We start from the raw sequence: 22,169 nt of genomic DNA, 5'->3' as shown, positions 1-22,169 counted from the left end.
CAGGTCGACCCCGGCGCCCGGAGCCGTCGGGCGGAGGCGAGGAAGTCCGCCCCGTCCCCGGTGTCGGCCGGACCGCCCCGCCGCGGCGACGGGTCCGCGGCGGCGCTACAGCAGGCCGAGGTGGTCGAGGCCCAGGTAGGCCGGGCCCACGTCGGTGAGCCGGCCGCGGCGCAGCACGGTGGAGCGGAACTCCTCCAGCTCCATCAGCACCACCTCGATGAACTCGTTGCGCTCGTGCGCGAGCCGGGCGGTGGGGGTGCAGCCGGTGGCGACGCAGGCGTAGCGCACGCCGTTGGAGTAGGCGTCGTGCCAGGTGGCGGTGACGAGCCGGACGTCACCCCGGTAGCCGGTCTCCTCGGCGAGTTCGCGGGCGGCGGCGTCCTGCGGCGACTCGCCCGGGTCGACCACGCCGCCCGGCAGTTCGTACAGCACCGTCCGCGGGCCCGGCCGGAACTGCCGGGTCAGCACGATGCGCTGATCGGTCGTCAGGGCGACGACGGCCGCGGCCGCGTACTCGTCGGCGAGGTGGTAGACCTCCTCGCGGCCGTCGGGCATCGCGAAGGTCACCCGGTCGGCGCCGCGTCCGTACGCGCTGTGGATCGGCTCCCGGTGGAGCTCCCGCCAGTGTGCGTCGCCCATCGGGGCGGGCTCCTTCCATGGGGGCGCGCGGAGGCGTGGCGCGCGGCGGCGCGCGAGCGTTCCCGGGGGCGCGCACTGCGTGGTGTGCAGGCGCAGGATAGCCGCGCGCCGTCCGCTCCGGGGGGATTCGCCGGAATCACGCGCCGCGACCGAACGGGCACCATATGCTGCGCGAGGCGCGGCCGGCCCGCCACCGGGGGCAGCCGTGAGCCGTTCAACTCCGCTTTCCGGCAAGGTGGTTCACGCATGGGGCAGAAGAGTCGGCGCAAGGACGACGGCGAGGTGACCTTCGAGCAGGTGACCGTCCTCTCCTTCGAGCCGCAGGACGACCTCCGGGTCGACACGGACGGCCGCGTGCTGCTGCTGAGCGAGCCCGCCAGCCTGACCCGCATCCCGGTCCGGATCGTCCGCGAGGCCATGACGATCAAGCGCGTCGCGGGCTACTGGGTCACCTGGGCCGAGTGGTTCGGCCCGGACGACATCCGCAACCACGCGCGCTGGGTCCCCGACGAGGAGTACGTCCAGCCGGACGAGGGCGGCCTGGGCGGGCGGCTGGAGGTCACGGTGACCGCGTACTGGGCGGTGGAGACGGAGCCGCGCCGGGCGCGGCTGCGGACCAGCGAGGCGGTGGTCACCTTCCCGCCGGGCGAGGGCCTGCGCGAACTCGTCCTGGAGCGGCCCCTGCCGCAGCACCCGGCCACCCTGGTCGTCCACCTGACGCGCGCCGGCTGGACGGGCGGGCGCGGCGGCCAGGTGATCCACCACGGCTTCGCGGGCGAGCGGGAGGGCGTGCCGGGGGAGGGCGCCGGCTGGCGGGGCGAGCCCGTCCACCGGTACGCCGAGTGCGCCACCGGCCACCTCCCGGGCGTGGCCGTCCGCTGAGGCGGCGCGGCATCCGCCCGTGACGGCCGCCCGGCCGACCGGTCCGGCGTGAGCGGCCAGGAACCGGACGGCAGCGGCCACGAGCCGGACGGCGGTGGCCTCATCCGCGAGGCCGGCGTGCCCTTCGGCGGCGCGGTCCTCCGCCCCCGGCCCGCCGACGCCTGACGGCTCAGCCGAGCGCCCCGGCCCCGAGCGCCGCCTCCGGCAGGCCGGACGCCGCCACCGCCTCGTCCGCCGGCCACCCCGCCCGCAGGCCCACCCTGCGGGCGGGGGCGCCGGCCCAGACCTCGCCCCGCCCGGTCGAGCGGGTCAGCACGGCGTTGGCGCCCACGACGGTGCCGGCGCCGACGGTCAGTACGCCCTCCTTGCAGATCACCTTGGCCCCCGCGCACAGCACCGCGCCGTCCTCCACCACCACCCGCCGCATCGCGCTCTCCTCCTGCGGCACCCACGGGTCGGCCCGGCCGACGGTCACGCCGTTGTACAGCGTCACCCCGGTGCCGAGCGTGGTGTACGGGTGCAGCACGGTGCCGAAGCCCCGGTGGAAGACGACGAGGCCCGGCCCGATCTCGGCGGCGGCCGGCACCTCCATCCCGTAGAACGCGAGCGCCTCCTGGACCAGGCGGCCCAGGAGGCGGTGACGGCGGCGGTAGATCAGCGCGGTGACGAGTGACATCCACCCATTGTGTCGGCGAGGTTACGGTGAGTCACGCACGCCCGGGGCGGTCGGGACGTCCGTGGCGTCCGCGGCCGCCGCCGCTTCATGGCTGCTTCACGTCCGGCACGGGGGTGTCGTTCTTGAAGGCGTCGAAGACCTGCTTGGCCTTCGCGGTGTCCCACTTCACCGCCGACTCGCCGGTGTTGGTCTTGAAGTCCGGGTTGGCTATCGGCACCGTGATGCTCTTGCCGCCGCCGCCGTTGACGTCCTTCATGGCGAGGAACAGCGAGCCCAGGTCGGTCAGCCCGGCGTCGTCGTCGACGATCAGGGTGCCGAGGCCGGAGGAGACCAGCGGGTAGAACGTGAACGGGTTGAGCACGGTGGCCGGCGAGGCCGCCTGCTTGGCCAGCGCGCCGAGGAACTTCTGCTGGTTGCGCATCCGGCCGAGGTCCTGGTCGGCCATCTGGTGGCGCTGGCGGACGAAGGCGAGCGCCTGGGTGCCGTCGAGGTTCTGGCAGCCGGCCTTGAGGTCGAGCCCGGAGTCCTTGTCCTTGACGTCCTGCTCGATGCACATGTCCACGCCGCCGACCGAGTCGACGATGCCCACGAAGCCGGCGAAGCCGATCTCGGCGTAGTGGTCGAGGCGGATGCCGGTGTTCATCTCGACGGTCTGCGCGAGGAGCTTGCCGCCGCCCGCCGCGAACGCCGAATTGATCTTCGAGGTGGTCGCCTTGACGGGCTTGCCGTTCTCACCGGTGTGCTCGGGGATCGGCACCCAGGAGTCGCGCGGGATGCTCATCAGGGTGTTCCCGTTGTCCCCGACGTGCAGGATCATCATCGAGTCGCTGCGCTTGCCGCCCGCGTGGCCGGTGTGCAGGTCCTCCTCCTGGGAGTCGGACAGGCCGTTGCGGCTGTCGGAGCCGACGATCAGCCAGTTGGTGCCCTTGCCCGCGGCCGGACGGCCCGGGTAGTCGACGAGCACGTTCTCGTGGTTGAGCTTGGAGTCCGCCCAGAACCAGGTGGAGACGGCGGTGACCATCAGGGCGATCAGCACGCCGAAGACCGACCACTTGACGATCCGGCGCCGGGGCCAGCGCGAGGGACGGGCGGCGGGCGACTGCGGCCCGCCGGGGGGTATCGGCCCGCCGGGCGCACCCGGCGCGCCCTGCGCCGGCACCCCGGGCCGCGCATCGGGCCGGCCCGGCCCGGCGCCGGGGCCGTACCCCTGCGCCGGCCCGTACCCGGGCGCCTGCGGCTGCCGCGCCTGCTGCGGCGGCTGTCCGTGCGGCTGCCGCGGGGGCTGCCCCTGCGGGTGTCCCTGTGGCTGGGGCTGCCGGGGCGCCGGGGCGCCCGCCCCGCGCGGGTTCAGCGAGGCGGGCAGCGGCGGCTCGGCGCCGCCGCCCTGCCCGTACGCGCCGCCACCGCCACCGTTGCCGCCGCCGTACGGGTTCCCGCCGCCGCCCGGGCGGCCCTCCTGCCACGTGTTCATGTGGGAGAGAATGCCCGACGCCGGGCGCCGTGACTCCCCCCGGGGCCCCCACCAGGGCCCTTGTAGCAGTTTTGATGCACGCACCGGATCGTTCCGCGGCAAGGTGCCGACGGGCGTGCGCCCCGCTCCGGACCGGGCCCCGCGCGCCTCCGTCTCATCATCCGTCTCACCAGGTGTTCGTCTGGCGGGACGATCCTTGACCGCCCGGAACGCTGCGTGTTTGCATGACTGCCATGGATCAGCGATGGACTCTCACGCGTCGGCGGCACGTCGACCTGCTGCGTGTGTCCTGTTCGCTCTGTTGTGGCTGACGCGCACCCGTCGAACCCCACCACCGTCCTCTTCTCCCACCTTCTCGACGCTGCCCGCGCAGCGCGCCCACCGCTGCCCGCCGCCCGGCCGGTCCCCGTCCGTCCGATCGGTGCGCCCCGCGCCCGGTGAGTGCCCCGTGCTGCCGAAGCGCCGCCCCGCTTCCTCCCCGAGGTGAACCCATGGCCACCGTCCTGTCCGTCTCCGGCTCCCCGTCCCCGACCTCCCGCACCACCCGTCTGCTGCGTCTGGTCGACGCGCGGCTGGAGGAGCGCGGCCACCGCGTCGTCCCCTTCGAGGTGCGCAGCCTGCCCGCGCACGCGCTGCTCTCCGCCGACCTCTCGCACCCCGAACTGGCCGCCGCCCTGGAGCTGTTCGCCGAGGCGGACGGCGTGGTGATCGGCACCCCGGTCTACAAGGCCGCGTACTCCGGCCTGCTCAAGGCGCTGCTGGACGTGCTGCCGCAGTACGCGCTGCGCGACAAGGCGGTCCTGCCGCTCGCCACCGGCGGCTCCACCGCGCACGTGCTGGCGGTGGACTACGCGCTGCGGCCGGTGCTCAGCTCGATGGGGGCCGACCACATCACCCAGGGCTGGTTCGTGCTGGACCGTCACATCAGCGTCCGGGACGACGGCGCCACCGTCATCGAGCGCGAGACCGACGTGCTGCTGCGGCCGGTCGTGGACGCGTTCGCGGCCGCGCTGGAGCGCCGGGCCACCCCTGCCCTCGCGTCCTGACACCCCTCCGGCGCCCCGCGCGCCGGACCTCCGCACGGCCCCAGGCCCCGTCCGGCGAACCGCCGGGCGGGGCCTTCACGCGGGCGGACCCTGACCGGGCCCGGGCCGACCCCTAGGGGGAGGGGTGCGCGACCCCGTACAACTCCGGTTGGGCCGCTTCCTACCGTCGGATGACGAGGGGGAGGGGTGCCGGCTCCTAACGTGGTGCACATCCCCGCCCGTCCGAGGCGGACCCGATGCGGTCGGGTCCGGGTCCCCGGTACACCGGGAGGGTGGGGCTGGCTCCCGGTCGAAGACTCTCCCCTGCGCGATGTCGCCGGGCGGGTGGTACGGACGAGGCTGGGGGGCAACGGGTGGGCCCACTTCTTAGGAGACGACAGTGACGACGGCAGCAGCAGCCGTGTACGACCCCCAGCTTCCCGGCGGTGCCACCGCCGTCGCCGCCTCGGCTCGTCAGGTGACCAAGTCCTACGGCTCGGGCGAGACCAGGGTCACCGCCCTCGACGCGGTCGACGTCGACATCCACCGGGGCCGCTTCACCGCGATCATGGGCCCCTCGGGCTCCGGCAAGTCGACCCTGATGCACTGCCTGGCCGGTCTGGACACGGTGACCGACGGGCGGATCTGGATCGGCGACACGGAGATCACCGGTCTGAAGGACAAGCAGCTCACCAGGCTGCGCCGGGACAAGATCGGCTTCATCTTCCAGGCGTTCAACCTCCTGCCGACGCTGAACGCGCTGGAGAACATCACGCTCCCGATGGACATCGCCGGCCGCAAGCCGGACCAGGCCTGGCTGGACCGGGTGGTGGAGACGGTCGGCCTCTCGGGCCGGCTCAAGCACCGCCCGACGCAGCTCTCCGGTGGCCAGCAGCAGCGGGTCGCGGTGGCCCGGGCGCTCGCCGCCCGCCCGGAGATCATCTTCGGCGACGAGCCCACCGGCAACCTCGACTCCCGCTCCGGCGCCGAGGTGCTCTCCTTCCTGCGCCGCAGCGTCGACGAGCTGGGCCAGACCATCGTGATGGTCACCCACGACCCGGTCGCCGCCGGCTACGCGGACCGCGTGCTGTTCCTCGCCGACGGGGTGATCGTCGACGAGATGCACGCCCCGACGGCCGACTCCGTCCTCGAGCGCATGCGCCGTTTCGACGGCAAGCGCACCAGCTGAGCGGGCAGGGACGGACAGGATCATGCTGCTCAAGACGTCACTGCGGAGCTTCTTCGCCCACAAGGGGAGAATGCTGCTCTCGCTGATCGCGGTCGTGCTCTCGGTCGCGTTCGTGTCCGGCACGCTGGTGTTCTCCAACACCGCGACCAGCACCTTCGACAAGCTCTTCGCGTCGACCGCCTCCGACCTCTCGGTCGGGCCCGCCAAGCCGGAGTTCGGCGAGGAGGACGCCCGGGAGAAGGCGCGCGCGATATCCGTCGAGACCGTCCGCAAGGTCGCCGCGGTCCCCGGGGTGAAGACGGCGATCGGTCAGGTCGCGGTGGAGAACGCCACCCTGGTCGACCCGGCCACCAACAAGCAGGTCGGCCCGACCAGCGGCGCCCCGACCATCGTCGGCAACTGGGCGGACACCCCGCGCAACGCGGTCGAGATCACCTCCGGCCACCTGCCGCAGGGTGGCGACCAGGTCGTCGTCGACGCGGACACCGCCAAGAAGGCCAAGCTCGGCCTGGGCGGCAGGCTGCGGGTGATCACCACCGACAAGCACGACTTCACCATCGTCGGCATCGCCTCGTTCAAGACCACCAACCCGGGCGCCGCGCTGGCCTTCCTGGACACCCCCACCGCGCAGAACGTCCTGCTCGGGCAGAGCGCCTTCACCTCGGTCGAGGTGTTCGGTGACGGCAGCCGCACCGACGAGCAGCTCAAGTCCGACGCGCTGGGCGGGCTCGGCGCGGGCTACCAGGCGAAGACCGCCGCCGAGCAGAAGGCGGACGGGCAGAAGAGCGTCGGGTCCTTCCTCGACTTCATGAAGTACGCGATGCTCGGCTTCGCCGGCGTCTCGCTGCTGGTCGGCGGCTTCCTGATCATCAACACCTTCTCGATGCTGGTCGCCCAGCGCACCCGGGAGATCGGCCTGCTGCGCGCCGTCGGCGGCAGCCGCAAGCAGGTCAACCGCTCGGTGCTGGTGGAGGCGCTGCTCCTCGGCGTGACCGGTTCGACCCTCGGCATCGGTGCCGGCCTGGGCCTGGCGGTCGGGCTGATCCAGCTGATGAACGCGGTCGGCATGCACCTCGACGCCGGGGACCTCGCCATCGGCGCCGACGTGTTCGTCGCCGGATACGCGGTGGGCATCGTGATCACCGTGCTCGCGGCCTGGATCCCGGCCCGCCGGGCCAGCCGGATCGCGCCGATCGCCGCGCTGCGCGACCACGGCACCCCGGCCGAGCCCCGCTCCAACACCGTCCGGGCGGTCATCGGCCTGGTGCTGACGGCCGGCGGCGGCGGTCTGCTGGTGCTGGCCGCCAGGGCGGAGAAGACGGCCACCGGCGGCCAGTACATCGGGCTGGGCGTGCTGCTCACCCTGGTCGGTTTCGTGGTCCTCGGCCCGCTGCTGGCCACCACCGTGGTGCGGGTGCTCGGCGCCCTGCTGCCCACCCTGTTCGGCCCGTCCGGCAGGCTCGCCCAGCGCAACGCGATGCGCAACCCGCGTCGCACCGGTGCCACGGCCGCCGCCCTGATGATCGGACTGGCGCTGGTGGTCGGCGCCTCGGTCTTCACCTCCACGGTGATCAAGTCCACCAACCAGCAGATCGACCGCTCCGTCGGTGCCGACTACATCATCTCGGCCGGCCAGAACGGCGTCTCCCCGGAGATCGTCGACGCGGTGCGGAAGACCTCGGGCGTGGACCACGTCACCGAGCAGAAGTCCCTGCGCGCGCGCTTCACGACGCCGGACGGCAAGACCTCGGACTCGACCGTCTCCGCCGTCTCCGCGCAGTTCACCGACGACTTCCGGCTGCCGGTCAAGGCCGGCAGCGCCGACTCCCTCAAGCAGGGCTCGCTCGCGGTCGGCGAGGACTACGCCAAGGACCACGGCCTGAAGGTCGGCGACGCCGTCAAGATCGACTACGGCCAGGGGCGCGCCCAGTCGCTGCCGGTCGGCGTCATCATGACCAAGGGCAACTCGCTCTTCGACGGCAACACCTTCGCCTCGCTCGACACCGTCGGCAAGGCGGTGCCGGCCGCGGCCCAGCCGGTGGACGCCGTGCTCTTCGGCAAGGCGGCGGCGGGAGCGGACGTCGCCCGGACGCTCACCGCGCTGGAGGACGCGCTCAAGGAGTACCCGCAGGCCTCGGTCCGCGACCAGGCCGGGTACAAGGACCTCGTCCAGGAGCAGGTCAACACGCTGCTCTACATGATCTACGGCCTGCTCGGCCTGGCGATCGTGGTCGCGGTGCTCGGCGTGGTCAACACCCTGGCGCTCTCGGTGGTCGAGCGGACCCGCGAGATCGGCCTGCTGCGGGCGATCGGGCTCTCCCGCCGCCAGCTGCGCCGGATGATCCGCCTGGAGTCGATGGTGATCGCCCTGTTCGGCGCGATCCTCGGCACCGCGCTCGGCCTGGCCTGGGGCATCACCGGGCAGCGGGTGCTGCGGACGCAGGGCCTGGAGGCGCTCGCCGTCCCGGTCACCACGATCGTCTTCACGCTGGCGGCCTCGGTGGTCATCGGACTGCTGGCCGCCCTCATCCCGGCCTTCCGGGCCGGACGGATGAACGTCCTCGCGGCGATCGCGACGGACTGAGCGGGTGCGACCCCCGGATCGGGGGATCGGGGGTCGCACCGGGGGACCAGGGGCGGGGGCCGAGGGACCAAGGGAATAGGGGGAAGGGGCAGGGCGCCGTGGGCGCCCTGCCCCTCGCCGTTCGGTGCGCGCCGGGCCGGCTCACGGGCAGATGATGTCGCTCGCCCGTTCGGCGCCCTCCGCCTCCTCCGCCCCCGCCGGGCCGGCGGACGCCGCACCCGGCGCCGCACCCGGCCCCGAGGACGGCGGGGCGGCGAGGGCCGAGGGCCCGGCGGACGGCCCCGCCGCGGGCTGGCCCGCCGTCGGAGCCGCCGTCGGCGAGGCCTCCGGGTAGTCCGTGCCCGCGTACAGCTGGAGGATCACCCCGAGCCCCGGCACCGGCGTCAGCTCGGCCTCCGGCACCGCGCCCGCCAGCGTCCGCGCCGCATCCGCCCAGCGCGGGTCGTACCGGATCACCGTCCGCCCGGCCGCGGTGCCGGCCGGGGCGTTGGACGGCGCCCCGGTGGTGGCGAACCCGGCCCGCCGCAGCTCGCCGTCGACCCGGGCACCCAGCCCGGCCACGCCCGTCGCGTTGAACACCTGGACGTGCACCTGCTCCGGCGCGACGACGGCCGCCGTCGCCCGGGCCGAAGCCGCCGGACCCTCAGCCGTCGCCTCGGGGTCCGGGCCCCCGCCCGTCCCGCCCGTCCCGCCCGTTCCGCCTGCCCCGCCCGTCCCGCCCGTTCCGCCTGCCCCGACCGCCCCGCCCGTCAGCGGCCGCTCCTCCCGGACGGCCTCGAAGAGCTGCCGCGCCCCCTCCTCGTCCCACAGCACCGTCGACCCCCACCCGGCGACCGGATGGTCCACCGAGGCGAGCGGCACGGTCACGAAGTCGGCCCGCCCGGCCGTCAGGTCCTTCATCCTGGTCGCCAGGGTGATCAGGTCGTCGGCCGCGAGCCCCTTGTCGGCCTTGACCGAGCCGAGCAGGCTGTCCGTCACCCGGGCCAGCCGGACCGGGTTGAGCAGGGTGCCGCTGCTGGTCACCTCGTGCAGCAGCTGGGCGACGAACTTCTGCTGCCGGTGCATCCGCCCGAGGTCGGAGCTGCCGTCGACGTGCCGGGCGCGCACGTACTTGAGCGCCCCCGCGCCGTCCAGGGTGCTGGTGCCGGCCGGCAGGTCCAGACCCGAGTACTCGTCCTTGAGCGGCTTGGCCGTGCAGACCCGGACCCCGCCGACGGCGTCCACGGCGGCCACGAACCCGGCGAAGTTCACCTGCAGGTAGTGGTCGATCCGCAGCCCGGTGTTCTGCTCCACGGTGGCGACCGCCAGCTGCGGCCCGCCCAGCCCGTACGCGGCGTTGATCTTCCCCTTGCCGGCCGGGACCTCCTTGCGGGTCGCCGGATCCCGGTGGGCCGGGATGTCGACATAGGAGTCACGCGGAATGCTGATCACACTGGCCCGGGAGCCGTTCCCGGCGAGCTGGACGATCATCATCGTGTCGGTGCAGCGGCAGGACTCGCCCCCGGCGTGCAGCACGGTCTTCAGCGTCTTCTCCGGGATGCCCTCGCGCTCGTCGGTGCCGACCACCAGGAAGGTGGTGGAGCCGTCGTCGGCCGGCCGGGCCCCGTCCCCGCCGAAGGCCTCGACCCGGTCGATCGAACCGAGGCCGTGCAGCACCGCCCAGCCGCCGCAGGAGGTGGCGAGGATGCCGAGGGCGATGCCCGCGGCCAGTCGGCGGGGCCATCGGCGCCGTCGTCCGGGAGAGGATCCGGACCGTCCGGGCGAGGCGCCGGCCGGGCCTCCGGGCAGGGCGGAGAGGGGGGAGACGGGCATCTCTCGGATGGTAGGGGCGCCCTCGGCCGGGCCGGGTGAGGGCGCGCCGGGGTCGGGGGGTACGGTGGGCCCCGATCGGTGAAACGTTCCTCCTTGCGCTCTCCGGCGACGGCGGAACGTCTCGTCGACGTCCCCCCGCGTGCGTCCGCTCCCGGGCCGGGCACAGCGGCCCAGACCGGGACAAGACGGCGCCCCGCCCGCACCGGTACGGTTGGCCCCGATGAACACCAAGGCTGCTGAGGAGCTGCCGGCGGTCTCCGTGATCATGCCGGTGCTCAACGAGGAACGACACCTGCGCACGGCAGTCCGGCACATCCTGGAACAGGACTACGCCGGGCCGATGGAGGTGGTGATCGCCCTCGGTCCTTCCACCGACCGCACCGCGCAGATCGCCGCCGAACTCGTCGCCGAGGACCCGCGGGTCCGGACCGTGGAGAACCCCACCGGGCGCACCCCCGCCGGACTGAACGCCGCGATCCGCGGCTCCCGCCACCCGATAGTGGTACGCGTGGACGGCCACGGTCTGTTGACCCCGGGCTACATCACCACGGCCGTCCGGCTGCTCGGCGAGATGGAGGCGGCCAACGTCGGCGGAATCATGCACGCCGAGGGCGAGACCGAGTGGGAGAACGCGGTCGCCGTCGCGATGACCTCCAAGATAGGCGTCGGCAACGCCGCCTTCCACACCGGCGGCCTTGCCGGCCCTGCGGACACGGTCTACCTCGGGGTGTTCCGGCGCGAGGTGCTGGAACGCCTCGGCGGCTACAACGAGGAGTTCGTCCGCGCCCAGGACTGGGAGCTCAACTACCGCATCCGCCAGGACGGCGGCCTGGTCTGGTTCACCCCGCAGCTGCGCGTCACCTACCGCCCCCGGCCCAGCATCAAGGCGCTCGCCAAGCAGTACAAGGACTACGGCCGCTGGCGCCGGGTGGTCACCCGGTACCACAAGGGCTCGGTCAACCTGCGCTACCTCGCGCCCCCGGCCGCCTTCCTGGGCGTCACGCTCGGGCTGGTGCTCGGCGTCGCCGTCCACCCGGCCTTCCTGGCCGCCCCCGGTGCCTACCTGCTGGGCGTCCTCGGCGGTGCGCTGGCCGAGGGCCGCGGCCTGTCGCTCAAGGCGCGGCTGCTGCTCCCGGTGGCCTTCGCGACCATGCACCTCAGCTGGGGCTTCGGCTTCGTCACCTCCCCGCGCTCGCTGGCCCGCAAGGTGATCGGCAGCCGTGCCCCCTCCGCCACCGACGTGGTGGCCGAACGCGGCTGACGTCCGGCGCCCTCCCCGGGCCCCGACCACGCCGGCCGGCCGCCCGCGCAGACCGCGCAGACCGCGCAGACCGGCCAATCCCGCGGACCCGCCCTCCCGTTCCCGCGCCCGACGCTATCGTCGGGCGCCATGGGGACAGTTGAGGGCGGGTCCGCCGCCGCTGCCGGGGCCCGGGTCGAGCCGACCGCCGACGTGGACGGGCGCGCGGTGCTCGGCCCCGGGACGACCGTCTGGCACCTCGCCCAGGTCCGCGAGGACGCGGTGGTCGGCGCGGACTGCATCATCGGCCGCGGCGCCTACGTCGGCCCCGGTGTGCGCATCGGCGACCGGGTCAAGCTGCAGAACCACGCGCTGGTCTACGAGCCCGCGGTGCTGGAGGACGGCGTCTTCGTCGGCCCGGCCGCGGTGCTCACCAACGACCTCTACCCGCGCTCGGTGGACGTCGACGGCCGGCTCAAGCGCGGCGACGACTGGCACGCCCGGGGGGTGACGCTGCGCCAGGGGTGTTCGATCGGCGGCCGCGCCGTCCTGGTCGCCGGGGTGACGGTGGGCCGCTGGGCGCTGGTCGCGGCCGGCGCGGTGGTCCACCGGGACGTCCCGGACTTCGCCCTGGTGGCCGGCGTCCCGGCCCGCCGGATCAAGTGGGTCGGCCGGGCCGGCGAGCCGCTGGAGGCGGCCGGCGGGGACCGCTGGCGCTGCCCGCGCACCGGCGAGGAGTACCGGGAGGCCGACGGCCTGCTCGCCCGGGTCACCGCGGAGGACGCCTGAGGCGCACCGAGCGGCCCGGGGCGCTACTTCGCGCAGACGTCGGTGTCGTCGGCCTGGACCCGCTGGAGGTCCTTGGGCGCCTCGGTCGGCGGCGCGCTCGGGCTCGCCGCGGCCGCCGCGGCGGCCGGAGCGTCCTTGCCGAGCACCAGCACCAGCCCGTCCTTGGCGCCCAGCTTCGGGTCCGCCTTGACCGCGTCGGCGGGCAGGCCCAGCGCGGCGGCCAGTGCCGCCGCCTCGGTGGCCTTCCCGGCCGGGTGGGAGACCGTGGTGGCGGCCGTGACCGGCGCGTTGGCGGAGGTGGCGGCCCGGGCGTAGCCCTTCGCCTGGAGCCGGTCGACGGTCTGCTGGGCCTGCCCGGGCGTCCCGCTGCCGTTGCGCACCGTCACCCGCAACTCCTTCGCGTCCACCGCCGGAGCGGCCGACGAAGCCGGAGCCGTCGGGGTCGTCGTGGCCGACGGAGAGGCCGGGGCCGCCGTCCCGCTGGCCGCCGGAGCCGTCGGGGTCCCGGTCAGCGACCGGTCGTTCCCGACCATCGAGAACAACTGCCCGGCGTCCGGCTGCTTGAGCACCAGCCGGTTCTCGTCCACCGGGTCGTCCAGCACCGGCACGGTGGCGAAGGTGATGTTCTTGGTGTCGACCTTGCTGACGTCCAGCGCGAGGCTCGTCAGCTTGTCGACGCTGCCGATCCCGGAGTCGACGGTGAGCGCCTTGGTGGAGGCGTCCGCGAGCTTCCACAGCTTGGCCGGGTCGGTCAGGGTGCCGTTGCTCTTGACGGAGCGGATCATCGAGCTGATGAACTGCTGCTGCAGCGGGATCCGGGTGAGGTCGCCGCCCTGCCCGACGGCGTGCCGGGTGCGTACGAAGGCGAGCGCCTCGTCGCCCTGGACGACGTGCCGGCCCTTGCTCATCTTCAGGTGCGAGTCCGGGTCGTTGATGTCCTTGGCCACGCACACCTCGACGCCGCCGACGGCGCTGGAGAGCGTCTTCACGGCCTCGAAGTCGGCCATCACGAAGTGGTCGACCCGGATCCCGGTCAGCTTCTCGACGGTCTTCCAGGTGCAGCCCGGGTCGCGGCCCTCCTGGCCGAGGCTGTTGTTGAACATCGTGCGCGCCGAACCGGGAATGGTCTTCCCGTCCGGCGTCGAGCAGTCCGGGACGGGCACCATGAGGTCGCGCGGGATGCTGAGCACCGTCGCGTTGCTGCGGTCCTTGGCGACGTGGAAGAGCAGCGTGGTGTCGGCGTGCCCGGCGCTGCCCTCGTCGCCGTATTCGCGGCCCAGGCCCTCCCGGCTGTCGGTGCCGATCACCAGGATGTTCATGGCGTCGCCGGCCGCCTGGGGCCGCTCCGCCTCGTTGCCCAGCTGCACCTTGACGGCGGTGATGTTGTTGTTGAAGTGCTGGTAGGCGTAGTACGCGCCGCCGCAGCCGGCCACCAGGACGAACGCGCCCAGGCCGGCGGTCCACTTCAGCAGCCGCCGGCGGCGGTTGCGCCGCGCGGTGCGCGCCCGGCGGTGGGCGGCCCGGCCGCCGACGGCCGGCAGTTCGGGTACGGACCCGGGCTCCGGCTCGGGCGCGACACCGGACGCGGCATCGGGCACGAACTCGGGCGCGAACTCGGGCTCGCCCGCGTGCCGCCGGCGCTGGACGGGGATGCCCCGGGTCGGGTCGGACGGGGGCCGGCCGGCGTCCGGCGTGGCGCCGTGGGTGTCCTGCTGCACGGGTGTTCCCCTCCCTCCGACCGGTTCCCGGGCCGGTGCGCGAATTGCGCGACCGACTCGGACACCCTAGACGAGCCGGGTGGGGGAATTGTTCCTGGTGTGATCTCCGCCATGGTGCTTGACGGCATTTCCGCAGGTGAATCCGGTGCTGGGAATTTCCGGGGAGATCCTTTAAGGATCATGATCCGTGTACGGAACGGTGATCCGATCAACGGTTGATCAGGAGTGCTCCGGGTCAGCGCACCGCGCACGCGTCCACGTCGGCCGTCCGCCCCTCGAAGGACGGCGGGGTGCTCACGCTCGGTGACGGCTCGGCCGACGGCGACGCCGTCCGGTCGGGTGAGGGCGACGCCGCCCGGCCGGCCGTGGGCACCGCCCGGGCCGTCGGCGACGGCCCCGACCCCGGCGGCCGCACCTCCACCGGCCGGTCGTCCCGCAGCGCCGCGAAGAGCTGGGTGGTCTGCGGCTGCACGAACTCGTCCCGGTCCGAGTCGAACCGGTACGGCTGCCGCGGCGCGGTCAGGAAGGTCACGTCCGAGGACGGGATCCCGCGCAGGTCCTGCGTCAGGTCGTACAGCGCGCCCAGCGAGGACAGCCCGCCGTCGGCCCGCACCGACGAGGTGGCCGCGTCCAGCACCGGCCACAGCTTGGTCGGGTTGAGCAGCACGTCCTGCGACTGCACCTTGCGGATCAGCGCCGCGAGGAACTGCTGCTGACGCCCCATCCGCTGGGTGTCGCTGCCGTCGCCCAGGGTCTCCCGGGCGCGGACGTAGCCGAGCGCCTGCTCGCCGCGCAGGGTCTGCCGCCCGGCCGGCAGGTCCAGCTTGGCGTCCTTGTCGTGGATCGGCTGCGGGACGCACACCTCGACCCCGTCGACGGCGTCCACCATCCGCTTGAACCCGGTGAAGTCGACGATCACGTAGTGGTCGATCCGGATGCCGCTGAGCTGCTCGACGGTCCGGATCGAGCAGGCCGGGCCGCCGGTCTCGAAGGCCGTGTTGAACTGCATCAGCGCGGGCCGGCTGCGGTTGCCGTCCGGCTTCTCGCAGGCGGGGACGGTCACCATGACGTCGCGCGGGATGGAGACGGCGGTCGCGTGCCGCCGGTCGGCCGCCAGGTGGAGCAGGATCGTGGTGTCCGAACGCTGGCCGCCCGCCGAGCCGTAGGAGGCGTTGGCGCCGGTCCGGTCGTCGCTGCCGATCAGCAGCAGGTTCTCCGCGCCGCGGGCCCCGGCGGTCCGGGCGGGGCGCTCGGCCTCCAGCCGGGCCAGCAGCTGGTCGGTGGTGGAGTCGGTGCGGATGTTGCCGTCGAGCTTGCGGTAGGCGATCCAGAGCACCGTGCCGCAGGCGACCAGCAGGAACGCGAGGGCGCACGCGGTGACGACCAGCCACCGCCGGCGGCGGCGACGGCGGTCGCCGGAAGCCTCGGGATCGGCTTCCGGCTCCGCGGCGCCGGTCTCCTCGGTCGGGGGGCGTTCGGTCGGGGGGTGCTCGGTGTCGTCCTCGGCCATGGCAGGGATCCCTACCCGCCGGGCCGGGGCCGGGGATTACCCGAGGCGCAGTGTCACCCGTTCGGACTCCACGCGCTTCTCCCACTGGTCGGCGTCCAGGCCGTCGGAGTTGCGGCAGAGCACCACCGACGCGCCCGCCGACAGCGGCGCCAGCAGTCCGGCCTCCAGGCCCGCCCAGTCGTCGTAGGAGAGGGTGGAGAGCACCCGGTCACCCGGCCCGACCCCGAGCCGGGCGGCGCCCTCGCGGGCCAGCCGGACGGTCTGTTCCCCGGTCAGCTTCAGCGGCAGGCCGTCGACGGAGGTCTCCAGCGCCGGGGCGTCCGGGGTGACGGGGGAGTAGGGGGCGAACCGGTCGCCCTGGCCGGGCACCTCGGCCGCGTAGTCCAGGAAGCCGTCCGGCCGCTGCGGGAACCGGCCGCCGAGCGGCCGCAGCGCGAGCGCCACCCGCTCGCCCTCGCAGGCCTGGGCGGCCTCCAGGCCGTCCGGGCCGCTGACCACCAGGTCGGCGGCGGCCGGGTCGCCGCCCGGGACCGCCGTCACCCCGACCGACCAGCAGGCGAGCAGCCAGACGGCGCTCTGCCAGTGGGCCGGGAGGAGCAGCGCGGCGCGGTCGCCCGGCCCGGCGTTGAGCTCGTCCTGGAGCAGGTTGGCGGTCTTGGCCACCCAGTTGTCGAAGGTCCGGGCGGAGAGCTCGACGCGTTCGCCGCTGGCGTCGTCGTAGAAGGTGACCAGGGGGGCCGCGGGGTCGACTGAGGGAGTGCCACCTCGCAGGAAAGCGTGCAGCAGCTCGACGGGGGTGCGGGCATCGGCAGCGAAAGGCGCAGTCATGGTGCGCCCCAGCCTACGGCCTTCGGGTGGACGTCCGGGAGGGGTGGTGGAAGCAGCGCCGGGTGGCGTGGCGCGCGGGCCGAAATCCCGTGAACATCCGGTTTATGCGCAATTTCCGCCCGGCCCGCAGAGGCCGTCCCGCCGTCGTCGTGCCCGCCGTCCTGCTCGCGGTGTGCGCCTCCGTTCTGCCGGCGGGCCCGGCCGCCGCCGAGTCCGGCTCCTTACCCGCCGCCGCCCCGCCGCGGACCGGGCCGCGGACCTCGGCTGGCGGCGGCTCCGTCACCTCGCTCCCGTTGACCGCCCGGCCGGCCGCCGGGCGCGCACTCGCGCCGCGCACCACCGGGCGGTTCGAACTGCTCGGGGTCACCTGGGACGGCCCGGCGCACGCCCTCGCCGAAGGCACCGTCCGGGTCCGCACCCGGGACGCGGCCACCGGGGCCTGGCGCGACTGGCAGCGGCTGGACGCCGACGCCGAGGACGGCCCGGACACCCGCGACACCCCGGACGGCGCCGGCACCCGGGCCGGGGGTACCGGCGGGCCCCGGCGGAGCGGCACCGCCCCGCTGTGGACCGGCCCGAGCGACGGCGTCGCCGTCGAGGTGACCGCCGGCCCGGCCGGTCCGCCGCCCGGTCTGCGGGTCGAGCTGGTCGACCCGGGCCGCGGCGCCGAGTCCTCCGCCCCCCGGACCAGGCCCGCCGAACCGGCGGGCGGCGGCCGCCGCACGGGCCACCAGGCCCCGCGCCCCGAGATCGTCACCCGGGCCGGCTGGGGCGCCGACGAGTCCATCCGGGAGTCCGGCTTCGCCTACACCGGCCAGGTCCGCGCGGTCTTCGTCCACCACACCGCCACCGCCACCGGGTACGCGTGCTCCGACGCGCCCCGGCTGATCCGGGCGATCTACCAGTACCACGTGCAGAGCAACGGCTGGCGGGACATCGGCTACAACTTCCTGGTCGACCGCTGCGGCACCGTCTACGAGGGCCGGGCCGGCGGCACCGACCTGCCGGTGCACGGCGCGCACACGCTCGGCTTCAACACCGACTCGGCGGGCGTCGCGGCGATCGGCACCTTCGTCGAGGACGTGCCCCCGCCGGAGCTGCTGACCGGCGTCACCAGGGTCGCCGCCTGGAAGCTCGGCCTCACCGGCCGGGACGCCTCGGGCAGCGTGCAACTGGTCTCCGGCTCCAGCAGCAGCCTCTACCCGGCGGGCACCACCGTCTCCTTCGACGCCGTCTCCGGCCACCGCGACGCCTTCAACACCGAGTGTCCGGGCGCCGCGCTCTACCCGATGCTGCCCGGGATCCGCACCGAGGCGGCCCGCCTCCAGGGCCGCGCCGAGACCGCCGTCCCGTAGTCGCTCCGGTCCCGCGGCCACTCCGCTCCCGTGGTCACCCCGGCCCCGGCCCGCGTGCGATCAGCTCCCGGAGCTCGGCCGTCAGCGCGCGGGCGAGGTCGGGCCGCAGGTCGTACCGGGCCGGGGTGGTCTGCAGCAGCGCGATCCGCCAGCCCGCGCCCGCGTCGACCGCGATCACCGTCTGCACCGCGTTCAGCGCCGGGTCCAGGTCCTGCGCGTCGTCCGGCACCAGACCGGCGACCGCGTCCAGCTGCGCCACCCCGGGGCCGATCGCCCGCACCCGCCGCACCTTGGCGACGTACTCGGGCGTCGCGTGGTCGGTGAAGATCCGCCCGACCTCGGCGGCCATCACCGAGCGGCCGCTGTGCCTGGTCCCGTCGAAGCCGATCACCTCGCCGTCCGGCGCGAACGGCCCGGCGAAGGCCGAGCCGTCCCGCAGGTTCCAGCCCTCCAGCACCCGGTGGTAGAGGGCGCGCACGGCACTCTCGTCACCTGGGGACAACCCCGCCACCCGCGTATCGTTCATATCCCCATGGTCGGCGGACAGCGCAGGAGGTGCACGGCGGTGAGCGGGAGCACGCGCAGGGGCGCGTACACGGGCCTGCCCGCCCCCAGGGCCACCGCTTCCGGCGGCTCGACCGGTCCCGCGGCCGTGCGCCACTGGCGGCCCGGCTTCCCGCTGGACGTCGCCCGCACCCTGCTCCCGCTGCGCCACGGACCGGGGGACCCGGCGTACCGGACCACCGCCGACGGCGCCGTCTGGCGCGCCTCCCGCACCCCGGCGGGCGTCGGCACGCTACGGGTGCTCACCCGCCCCGCCGAGGGTGTCGTCGAGGCGGATGCCTGGGGCCCGGGCGCCCAGTGGCTGCTCGACCGGCTGCCCGAGCTGCTCGGCGCCGGGGACGACCCGGCCGCCCTGGTCCTGCCGCCCGGCCCGCTGCGCGAGGCCCAGCGCCGGGTGGCCGACGTGCGGCTGGCCAGCACCGGCCTGGTCATGGAGTCCCTGGTACCGGCGATCCTGGAGCAGAAGGTCACCATCGGCGAGGCCCACCGCGCCTGGCGCGTCCTGCTGCGCGCCTTCGGCACCCCGGCGCCCGGTCCGGTCGAGGGCCTGCGGGCGGCGCCCTCGGCCCGCGAGTGGTCCCTGGTGCCGAGCTGGGAGTGGCACCGCGCGGGCGTGGACCCGAAGCGCTCGGCGACGGTGCAGCGCGCCGTCCGGCTGGCACCCCGCCTGGAGGAGGCCTCCGCGATGGACCACGAGGCGTCCTTCGCCCGCCTCACCGCCGTCCCGGGCATCGGCGTCTGGACGGCCGCCGAGACCCTCCAGCGCAGCAACGGCGACGCCGACGCCGTCTCGGTCGGCGACTTCCACCTGCCCAACACCGTCGGCTGGGCGCTGGCCGGCCGCGTCCGCAGCGACGACGCCGAGATGCTGGCCCTCCTGGAGCCCTACCGCCCCCACCGCCACCGCCTGTGCCGCCTCATCCTCGCCACCGGCACCCACGCCCCCCGCTTCGGCCCCCGCCTCACCCCCAACGACCACCGCCACCGCTAAGCCCCACGGTCGGGTGAACCCTCCGCCAAGAGGGAGTACCACGGTGCAGTACTCGGCGGAGGCTGGTCGCATGGAAGCAACCACGCGGGAACCGAACCAGCAGACGGCCAAGGAGATTGGAGCCGTCGAGCGCGGCGAGACCGTCACCGTCACCGAGGACGGCCGCCACGTGGCCACCACCGACGACATGCCGAGCTTCGGCGGCGGGGGCGGGCGCATCCTGGCCGATCTCGGCCCGCACACGGAAGGGTTCGGCCGGTGACGCCGGTCGCGGTCGTGGGCGACGCCGGCGCCCTGCTCGCCGCCTACGCACGGGACGAGCCCGGCCACGGCGCCTGCGCGATCGGCCGGTCCGAGGTCCCCGAGGTCGGCTCGCACCTCGGGGCCGCGCGGATCGTCATGCGTCGCTACCCGGACCTGGGGATCGGTCCGACGGACGCGATCAACGTCGCGCTCGCCGCCGAGTTCCGCACCGATGCCGTGCTGACCGTCGACCGGAGGCACTTCCGGGCGATCCGGCCGCTCACCGACCGCGATGCCTTCCGGCCGCTGCCGGACGGCCTCGACGGCTGATCCCTGACGCCGGGGCGGCTAGCGGACCTCGATGAAGGCGTCGGCGGGGCGGTCGGGGCGGGTGCGCGGGGGTTCGGCGGGGCGGCCCACGGCGACGGCGCCCATCGGGTCCCAGTGGGCGGGGAGGCCGAGGGCGCTGCGCACGGTGTCGCGGCAGAACATGGTGGACGAGACCCAGGCCGAGCCGTAGCCCTCGCCGGCCAGGGTGACCAGGAGGTTCTGCACGGCGGCGCCGATCGCGACGGTGAACATCTCCCGTTCGGCGGTGGCGCGGCGCTCGTCGGGGTAGTCGTGCGAACCGTCCATCACCAGGCACGGCACCACCAGGTACGGGGCGGCCCGCAGGACGTCGCCGCGGGCGGTCCGGCGGGCGATCTTCTCCTCGTCCCAGCCGTCGAGCTCGGCGAGGTCGCGGCGCCAGGCGGCGAGCATCGCGTCCAGCAGCCCGGTCCGCACCTCGGGGGTCTCCAGCAGGACGAACCGCCACGGTGTGGTGTGGTGCGGCGCGGGCGCGGTGGCCGCGGCGGCGACCGCGCGCCGGACGGCGCCCGGGTCGACCGGCTCGGCGGTGAACGCGCGGATGGTGCGCCGCTGGGTGACGGCCTGCCGGATCGCCTCGGAGGTGCCGAGCCGGAACATGTCGTCGGCGGCGGGCCTGAGCAGCGGCCGGACGCCCTCGCCGTCCTCGGTGGTGACCAGGTGGCCGAGGCCGCGGACCACGGCGACCGGGGTGCCGGTGGCCTTGCCCTTCACCAGGTCGCCGGCGCCGGCGAGCTCGTCGGCGGTGGCGGTGACGGTCTGGAACAGCTCGTTGCCGTGCGAGTCGGAGCGCCCCCGGTGGTCGTCCAGGACGGCCAGGCCGGCGGCGCCGATGGCGACATCGGTGAGGCCGTTGCGCCAGGGCCGGCCGAAGGTGTCGGTGACGACGACGGCGAGCCGGCGCCCGGTGAGCTGCCGGAGCCGGGCGCGCAGCGCGCGGGCGGAGGCGTCCGGGTCCTCGGGCAGCAGCAGGACGGTGCCGGGCGCGGTGTTCGAGGCGTCCACCCCGGCCGCGGCCATGACCAGGCCGTTGCGGTTCTCGACGATCCGGATCGGGCCGCGCCGGGCGACCAGCCGGACGGTCTCGGCGTCGATCGCGGCCTCCCGGTCGGCAGCGTGCAGCAGCCGGCCCTCGGCCTTGCTGACCACCTTGGAGGTGACCAGCAGGATGTCGCCGTCCTCGTAGTCGGCGGCCTTGGCGATCAGGGCGGCGAGGTCGCTGTCGGCGTCGATCTCGGGCAGCCCGGGGACCGGGAGGATCCGCAGGCTCACCGGCGCACCTGCTCGGCGAGCGCCAGCGCGGCCCGGGCCATCTCGGCGGTGGCGGCGACGTCGGTCATCAGCAGCGGCACGGCCCGGCAGGCGATCCCGCCGGCCTCGACGGCGGCCACGGCCGCCTCGTCCGCGGTGTCCACCAGCCACCCGTCCATGAGCTCGGAGCCGTAGTTCAGCGCGACCGCCTCGGCGGTGGCCTCGACGCCGACGGCGGCGAGCACCTTGTCCGCCATGCCCCGCACGGGCGCGCCGCCGATGATCGGGGAGAGCCCGACCACCGGCGCGGGCGCGGCGGCGACGGCGGCCCGGATGCCCGGCACGGCGAGGATGGTGCCGATCGAGACGACCGGGTTGGACGGCGGGAAGAGGATGACGTCGGCGGCGGCGATGGCCTCCAGCACGCCGGGCGCCGGCTTGGCGGTGTCCGCGCCGATCGGCACGATCGCCTCGGCGTCGACGGCGGCGTGCAGCTTGACCCAGTACTCCTGGAAGTGGATCGCCCGGGTGCCCTGGTCGTCGGTGATCCGCACATGGGTCTCGACCCGGTCGTCGCTCATCGGCAGCAGCCGCACCCCGGGCCGCCACCGCACGCAGAGCGCCTCGGTGACCTGGCTGAGGGTGTAGCCGGCGGTGAGCATCTGGCTGCGCACGAGGTGGGTGGCGAAGTCGCGGTCGCCGAGCCCGAACCACTCGGGCCCGACGCCGTACTCCTTCATCTCGGCCTTGATGGACCAGGTCTCGTCGGTCCGGCCCCAGCCCTGCTCCTCGTGGATGCCGCCGCCGAGGGTGTACATGACGGTGTCGAGGTCGGGGCAGACCTTCAGCCCGTAGAGGTGGATGTCGTCACCGGTGTTGCCGATGACGGTGATCTCGTCCTCGGGACCGAGGGCCTCCCGGAGTCCGCGCAGGAAACGCGCTCCGCCGATCCCGCCTGCCAGTGCCACGATGCGCATGCGCCCATCCTGCCACGCGCCGACGGGTCGTCAGCCCGGCCCTTGACAACCGCGCC

The 22,169-nt window shown here is 74.6% G+C and carries 21 protein-coding genes; 11 read left to right on the top strand and 10 right to left on the bottom strand.

What is annotated here, in order from left to right; translation table 11 throughout:
* Positions 1-105: 105 nt before the first annotated feature.
* Entirely contained in the window at positions 106-639 is a 534-nt protein-coding gene (locus tag ABT238_RS32945; protein ID WP_350802411.1) for an NUDIX hydrolase, read from the bottom strand.
* Between the two features lie 246 nt (positions 640-885).
* On the opposite strand from ABT238_RS32945, the gene ABT238_RS32940 reads away from it, so the two are divergent.
* Positions 886-1,521, top strand: coding sequence for a hypothetical protein (locus ABT238_RS32940; protein ID WP_350570466.1), 636 nt, complete (start codon positions 886-888; stop codon positions 1,519-1,521).
* Between the two features lie 169 nt (positions 1,522-1,690).
* On the opposite strand, the gene ABT238_RS32935 is transcribed toward ABT238_RS32940, so the two are convergent.
* Together ABT238_RS32935 and ABT238_RS32930 are read right to left on the bottom strand one after the other, a co-directional pair.
* Positions 1,691-2,197, bottom strand: a complete 507-nt coding sequence (locus ABT238_RS32935) for an LbetaH domain-containing protein (RefSeq protein WP_350570465.1) — start codon at positions 2,195-2,197, stop codon at positions 1,691-1,693.
* Positions 2,198-2,282: 85 nt separating this feature from the next.
* Positions 2,283-3,668: an LCP family protein gene (locus ABT238_RS32930; protein WP_350570463.1), complete on the bottom strand. Its 1,386-nt coding sequence runs from the start codon at positions 3,666-3,668 to the stop codon at positions 2,283-2,285.
* 224 nt (positions 3,669-3,892) lie between these two features.
* On the opposite strand from ABT238_RS32930, the gene ABT238_RS32925 reads away from it, so the two are divergent.
* From ABT238_RS32925 to ABT238_RS32910, 4 genes are all read left to right on the top strand, one after another.
* A complete protein-coding gene (locus ABT238_RS32925; RefSeq protein ID WP_350554585.1) occupies positions 3,893-3,979 on the top strand; it encodes a putative leader peptide in 87 nt (28 codons plus the stop codon).
* 180 nt (positions 3,980-4,159) lie between these two features.
* Entirely contained in the window at positions 4,160-4,714 is a 555-nt protein-coding gene (gene ssuE, locus ABT238_RS32920; protein WP_350570461.1) for an NADPH-dependent FMN reductase, read from the top strand.
* Between the two features lie 379 nt (positions 4,715-5,093).
* Positions 5,094-5,882 carry an ABC transporter ATP-binding protein gene (locus ABT238_RS32915; protein ID WP_502884372.1) on the top strand — a complete coding sequence of 263 codons (789 nt, stop codon included), beginning with the start codon at positions 5,094-5,096 and terminating at the stop codon, positions 5,880-5,882.
* 22 nt (positions 5,883-5,904) lie between these two features.
* The gene (locus ABT238_RS32910; protein WP_350802392.1) at positions 5,905-8,466 is read left to right on the top strand and encodes an ABC transporter permease; all 2,562 of its coding nucleotides are present in this window, start codon (positions 5,905-5,907) and stop codon (positions 8,464-8,466) included.
* A gap of 141 nt (positions 8,467-8,607) precedes the next feature.
* On the opposite strand, the gene ABT238_RS32905 is transcribed toward ABT238_RS32910, so the two are convergent.
* Complete coding sequence (locus ABT238_RS32905) at positions 8,608-10,278, bottom strand: LCP family protein (protein ID WP_350802383.1); 1,671 nt, start codon at positions 10,276-10,278, stop codon at positions 8,608-8,610.
* Positions 10,279-10,498: 220 nt separating this feature from the next.
* Here ABT238_RS32905 and ABT238_RS32900 point away from each other — a divergent pair, with 220 nt between their 5' ends.
* The gene (locus ABT238_RS32900) at positions 10,499-11,539 is read left to right on the top strand and encodes a glycosyltransferase family 2 protein (protein ID WP_350570457.1); all 1,041 of its coding nucleotides are present in this window, start codon (positions 10,499-10,501) and stop codon (positions 11,537-11,539) included.
* Positions 11,540-11,668: 129 nt separating this feature from the next.
* On the top strand, positions 11,669-12,307 hold the full coding sequence (locus tag ABT238_RS32895; protein WP_350570455.1) for an acyltransferase: 639 nt from the start codon (positions 11,669-11,671) through the stop codon (positions 12,305-12,307).
* Between the two features lie 23 nt (positions 12,308-12,330).
* Here ABT238_RS32895 and ABT238_RS32890 read toward each other — a convergent pair whose 3' ends face one another.
* The 3 genes from ABT238_RS32890 to ABT238_RS32880 all read right to left on the bottom strand — a co-directional run bounded on the left by ABT238_RS32890 (position 12,331) and on the right by ABT238_RS32880 (position 16,363).
* Positions 12,331-14,025 (bottom strand): LCP family protein, encoded by a 1,695-nt coding sequence (locus ABT238_RS32890; RefSeq protein ID WP_350802368.1) that lies wholly within the window; start codon positions 14,023-14,025, stop codon positions 12,331-12,333.
* A gap of 235 nt (positions 14,026-14,260) precedes the next feature.
* Complete coding sequence (locus ABT238_RS32885) at positions 14,261-15,535, bottom strand: LCP family protein (protein ID WP_350570452.1); 1,275 nt, start codon at positions 15,533-15,535, stop codon at positions 14,261-14,263.
* Positions 15,536-15,571: 36 nt separating this feature from the next.
* The gene (locus ABT238_RS32880; RefSeq protein ID WP_350570451.1) at positions 15,572-16,363 is read right to left on the bottom strand and encodes a TIGR03089 family protein; all 792 of its coding nucleotides are present in this window, start codon (positions 16,361-16,363) and stop codon (positions 15,572-15,574) included.
* A gap of 104 nt (positions 16,364-16,467) precedes the next feature.
* On the opposite strand from ABT238_RS32880, the gene ABT238_RS32875 reads away from it, so the two are divergent.
* Positions 16,468-17,718: an N-acetylmuramoyl-L-alanine amidase gene (locus ABT238_RS32875; RefSeq protein ID WP_350570449.1), complete on the top strand. Its 1,251-nt coding sequence runs from the start codon at positions 16,468-16,470 to the stop codon at positions 17,716-17,718.
* Between the two features lie 34 nt (positions 17,719-17,752).
* Here ABT238_RS32875 and ABT238_RS32870 read toward each other — a convergent pair whose 3' ends face one another.
* Complete coding sequence (locus ABT238_RS32870) at positions 17,753-18,196, bottom strand: SgcJ/EcaC family oxidoreductase (RefSeq protein WP_350570448.1); 444 nt, start codon at positions 18,194-18,196, stop codon at positions 17,753-17,755.
* 54 nt (positions 18,197-18,250) lie between these two features.
* Between ABT238_RS32870 and ABT238_RS32865 the strand changes: the two genes are divergently transcribed.
* The 3 genes from ABT238_RS32865 to ABT238_RS32855 all read left to right on the top strand — a co-directional run bounded on the left by ABT238_RS32865 (position 18,251) and on the right by ABT238_RS32855 (position 19,846).
* The gene (locus tag ABT238_RS32865) at positions 18,251-19,273 is read left to right on the top strand and encodes a DNA-3-methyladenine glycosylase family protein (protein WP_502884371.1); all 1,023 of its coding nucleotides are present in this window, start codon (positions 18,251-18,253) and stop codon (positions 19,271-19,273) included.
* A gap of 70 nt (positions 19,274-19,343) precedes the next feature.
* On the top strand, positions 19,344-19,535 hold the full coding sequence (locus ABT238_RS32860) for a hypothetical protein (RefSeq protein WP_350570446.1): 192 nt from the start codon (positions 19,344-19,346) through the stop codon (positions 19,533-19,535).
* Positions 19,532-19,846: a PIN domain-containing protein gene (locus ABT238_RS32855; RefSeq protein ID WP_350802356.1), complete on the top strand. Its 315-nt coding sequence runs from the start codon at positions 19,532-19,534 to the stop codon at positions 19,844-19,846. The genes ABT238_RS32860 and ABT238_RS32855 overlap by 4 nt, the downstream gene beginning before the upstream one ends.
* Before the next feature lie 18 nt (positions 19,847-19,864).
* Here ABT238_RS32855 and ABT238_RS32850 read toward each other — a convergent pair whose 3' ends face one another.
* Both ABT238_RS32850 and cofD read right to left on the bottom strand, forming a co-directional pair.
* Positions 19,865-21,157 (bottom strand): coenzyme F420-0:L-glutamate ligase, encoded by a 1,293-nt coding sequence (locus ABT238_RS32850; protein WP_350570442.1) that lies wholly within the window; start codon positions 21,155-21,157, stop codon positions 19,865-19,867.
* On the bottom strand, positions 21,154-22,113 hold the full coding sequence (gene cofD, locus ABT238_RS32845; RefSeq protein WP_350570441.1) for a 2-phospho-L-lactate transferase: 960 nt from the start codon (positions 22,111-22,113) through the stop codon (positions 21,154-21,156). Before cofD ends, ABT238_RS32850 begins: the two co-directional genes overlap by 4 nt.
* Between the last annotated feature and the right edge of the window lie 56 nt (positions 22,114-22,169).

Source organism: Kitasatospora sp. NPDC001527 (assembly GCF_040298605.1).
Classification (GTDB): domain Bacteria; phylum Actinomycetota; class Actinomycetes; order Streptomycetales; family Streptomycetaceae; genus Kitasatospora.
This window is presented reverse-complemented; position numbering and strand designations above follow the sequence as displayed.

Coding starts and splice junctions, on each gene's coding strand:
- ABT238_RS32875 (WP_350570449.1), top strand. CDS start 16,468: ATGCGCAATTTCCGCCCGGCCCGCAGAGGCCGTCCCGCCGTCGTCGTG.
- ABT238_RS32860 (WP_350570446.1), top strand. CDS start 19,344: ATGGAAGCAACCACGCGGGAACCGAACCAGCAGACGGCCAAGGAGATT.
- ABT238_RS32945 (WP_350802411.1), bottom strand. CDS start 639: ATGGGCGACGCACACTGGCGGGAGCTCCACCGGGAGCCGATCCACAGC.
- ABT238_RS32880 (WP_350570451.1), bottom strand. CDS start 16,363: ATGACTGCGCCTTTCGCTGCCGATGCCCGCACCCCCGTCGAGCTGCTG.
- ABT238_RS32885 (WP_350570452.1), bottom strand. CDS start 15,535: ATGGCCGAGGACGACACCGAGCACCCCCCGACCGAACGCCCCCCGACC.
- ABT238_RS32935 (WP_350570465.1), bottom strand. CDS start 2,197: ATGTCACTCGTCACCGCGCTGATCTACCGCCGCCGTCACCGCCTCCTG.
- ABT238_RS32925 (WP_350554585.1), top strand. CDS start 3,893: ATGACTGCCATGGATCAGCGATGGACTCTCACGCGTCGGCGGCACGTC.
- cofD (WP_350570441.1), bottom strand. CDS start 22,113: ATGCGCATCGTGGCACTGGCAGGCGGGATCGGCGGAGCGCGTTTCCTG.
- ABT238_RS32865 (WP_502884371.1), top strand. CDS start 18,251: ATGGTCGGCGGACAGCGCAGGAGGTGCACGGCGGTGAGCGGGAGCACG.
- ABT238_RS32940 (WP_350570466.1), top strand. CDS start 886: ATGGGGCAGAAGAGTCGGCGCAAGGACGACGGCGAGGTGACCTTCGAG.
- ABT238_RS32930 (WP_350570463.1), bottom strand. CDS start 3,668: ATGAACACGTGGCAGGAGGGCCGCCCGGGCGGCGGCGGGAACCCGTAC.
- ABT238_RS32910 (WP_350802392.1), top strand. CDS start 5,905: ATGCTGCTCAAGACGTCACTGCGGAGCTTCTTCGCCCACAAGGGGAGA.
- ABT238_RS32895 (WP_350570455.1), top strand. CDS start 11,669: ATGGGGACAGTTGAGGGCGGGTCCGCCGCCGCTGCCGGGGCCCGGGTC.
- ABT238_RS32900 (WP_350570457.1), top strand. CDS start 10,499: ATGAACACCAAGGCTGCTGAGGAGCTGCCGGCGGTCTCCGTGATCATG.
- ABT238_RS32905 (WP_350802383.1), bottom strand. CDS start 10,278: ATGCCCGTCTCCCCCCTCTCCGCCCTGCCCGGAGGCCCGGCCGGCGCC.
- ssuE (WP_350570461.1), top strand. CDS start 4,160: ATGGCCACCGTCCTGTCCGTCTCCGGCTCCCCGTCCCCGACCTCCCGC.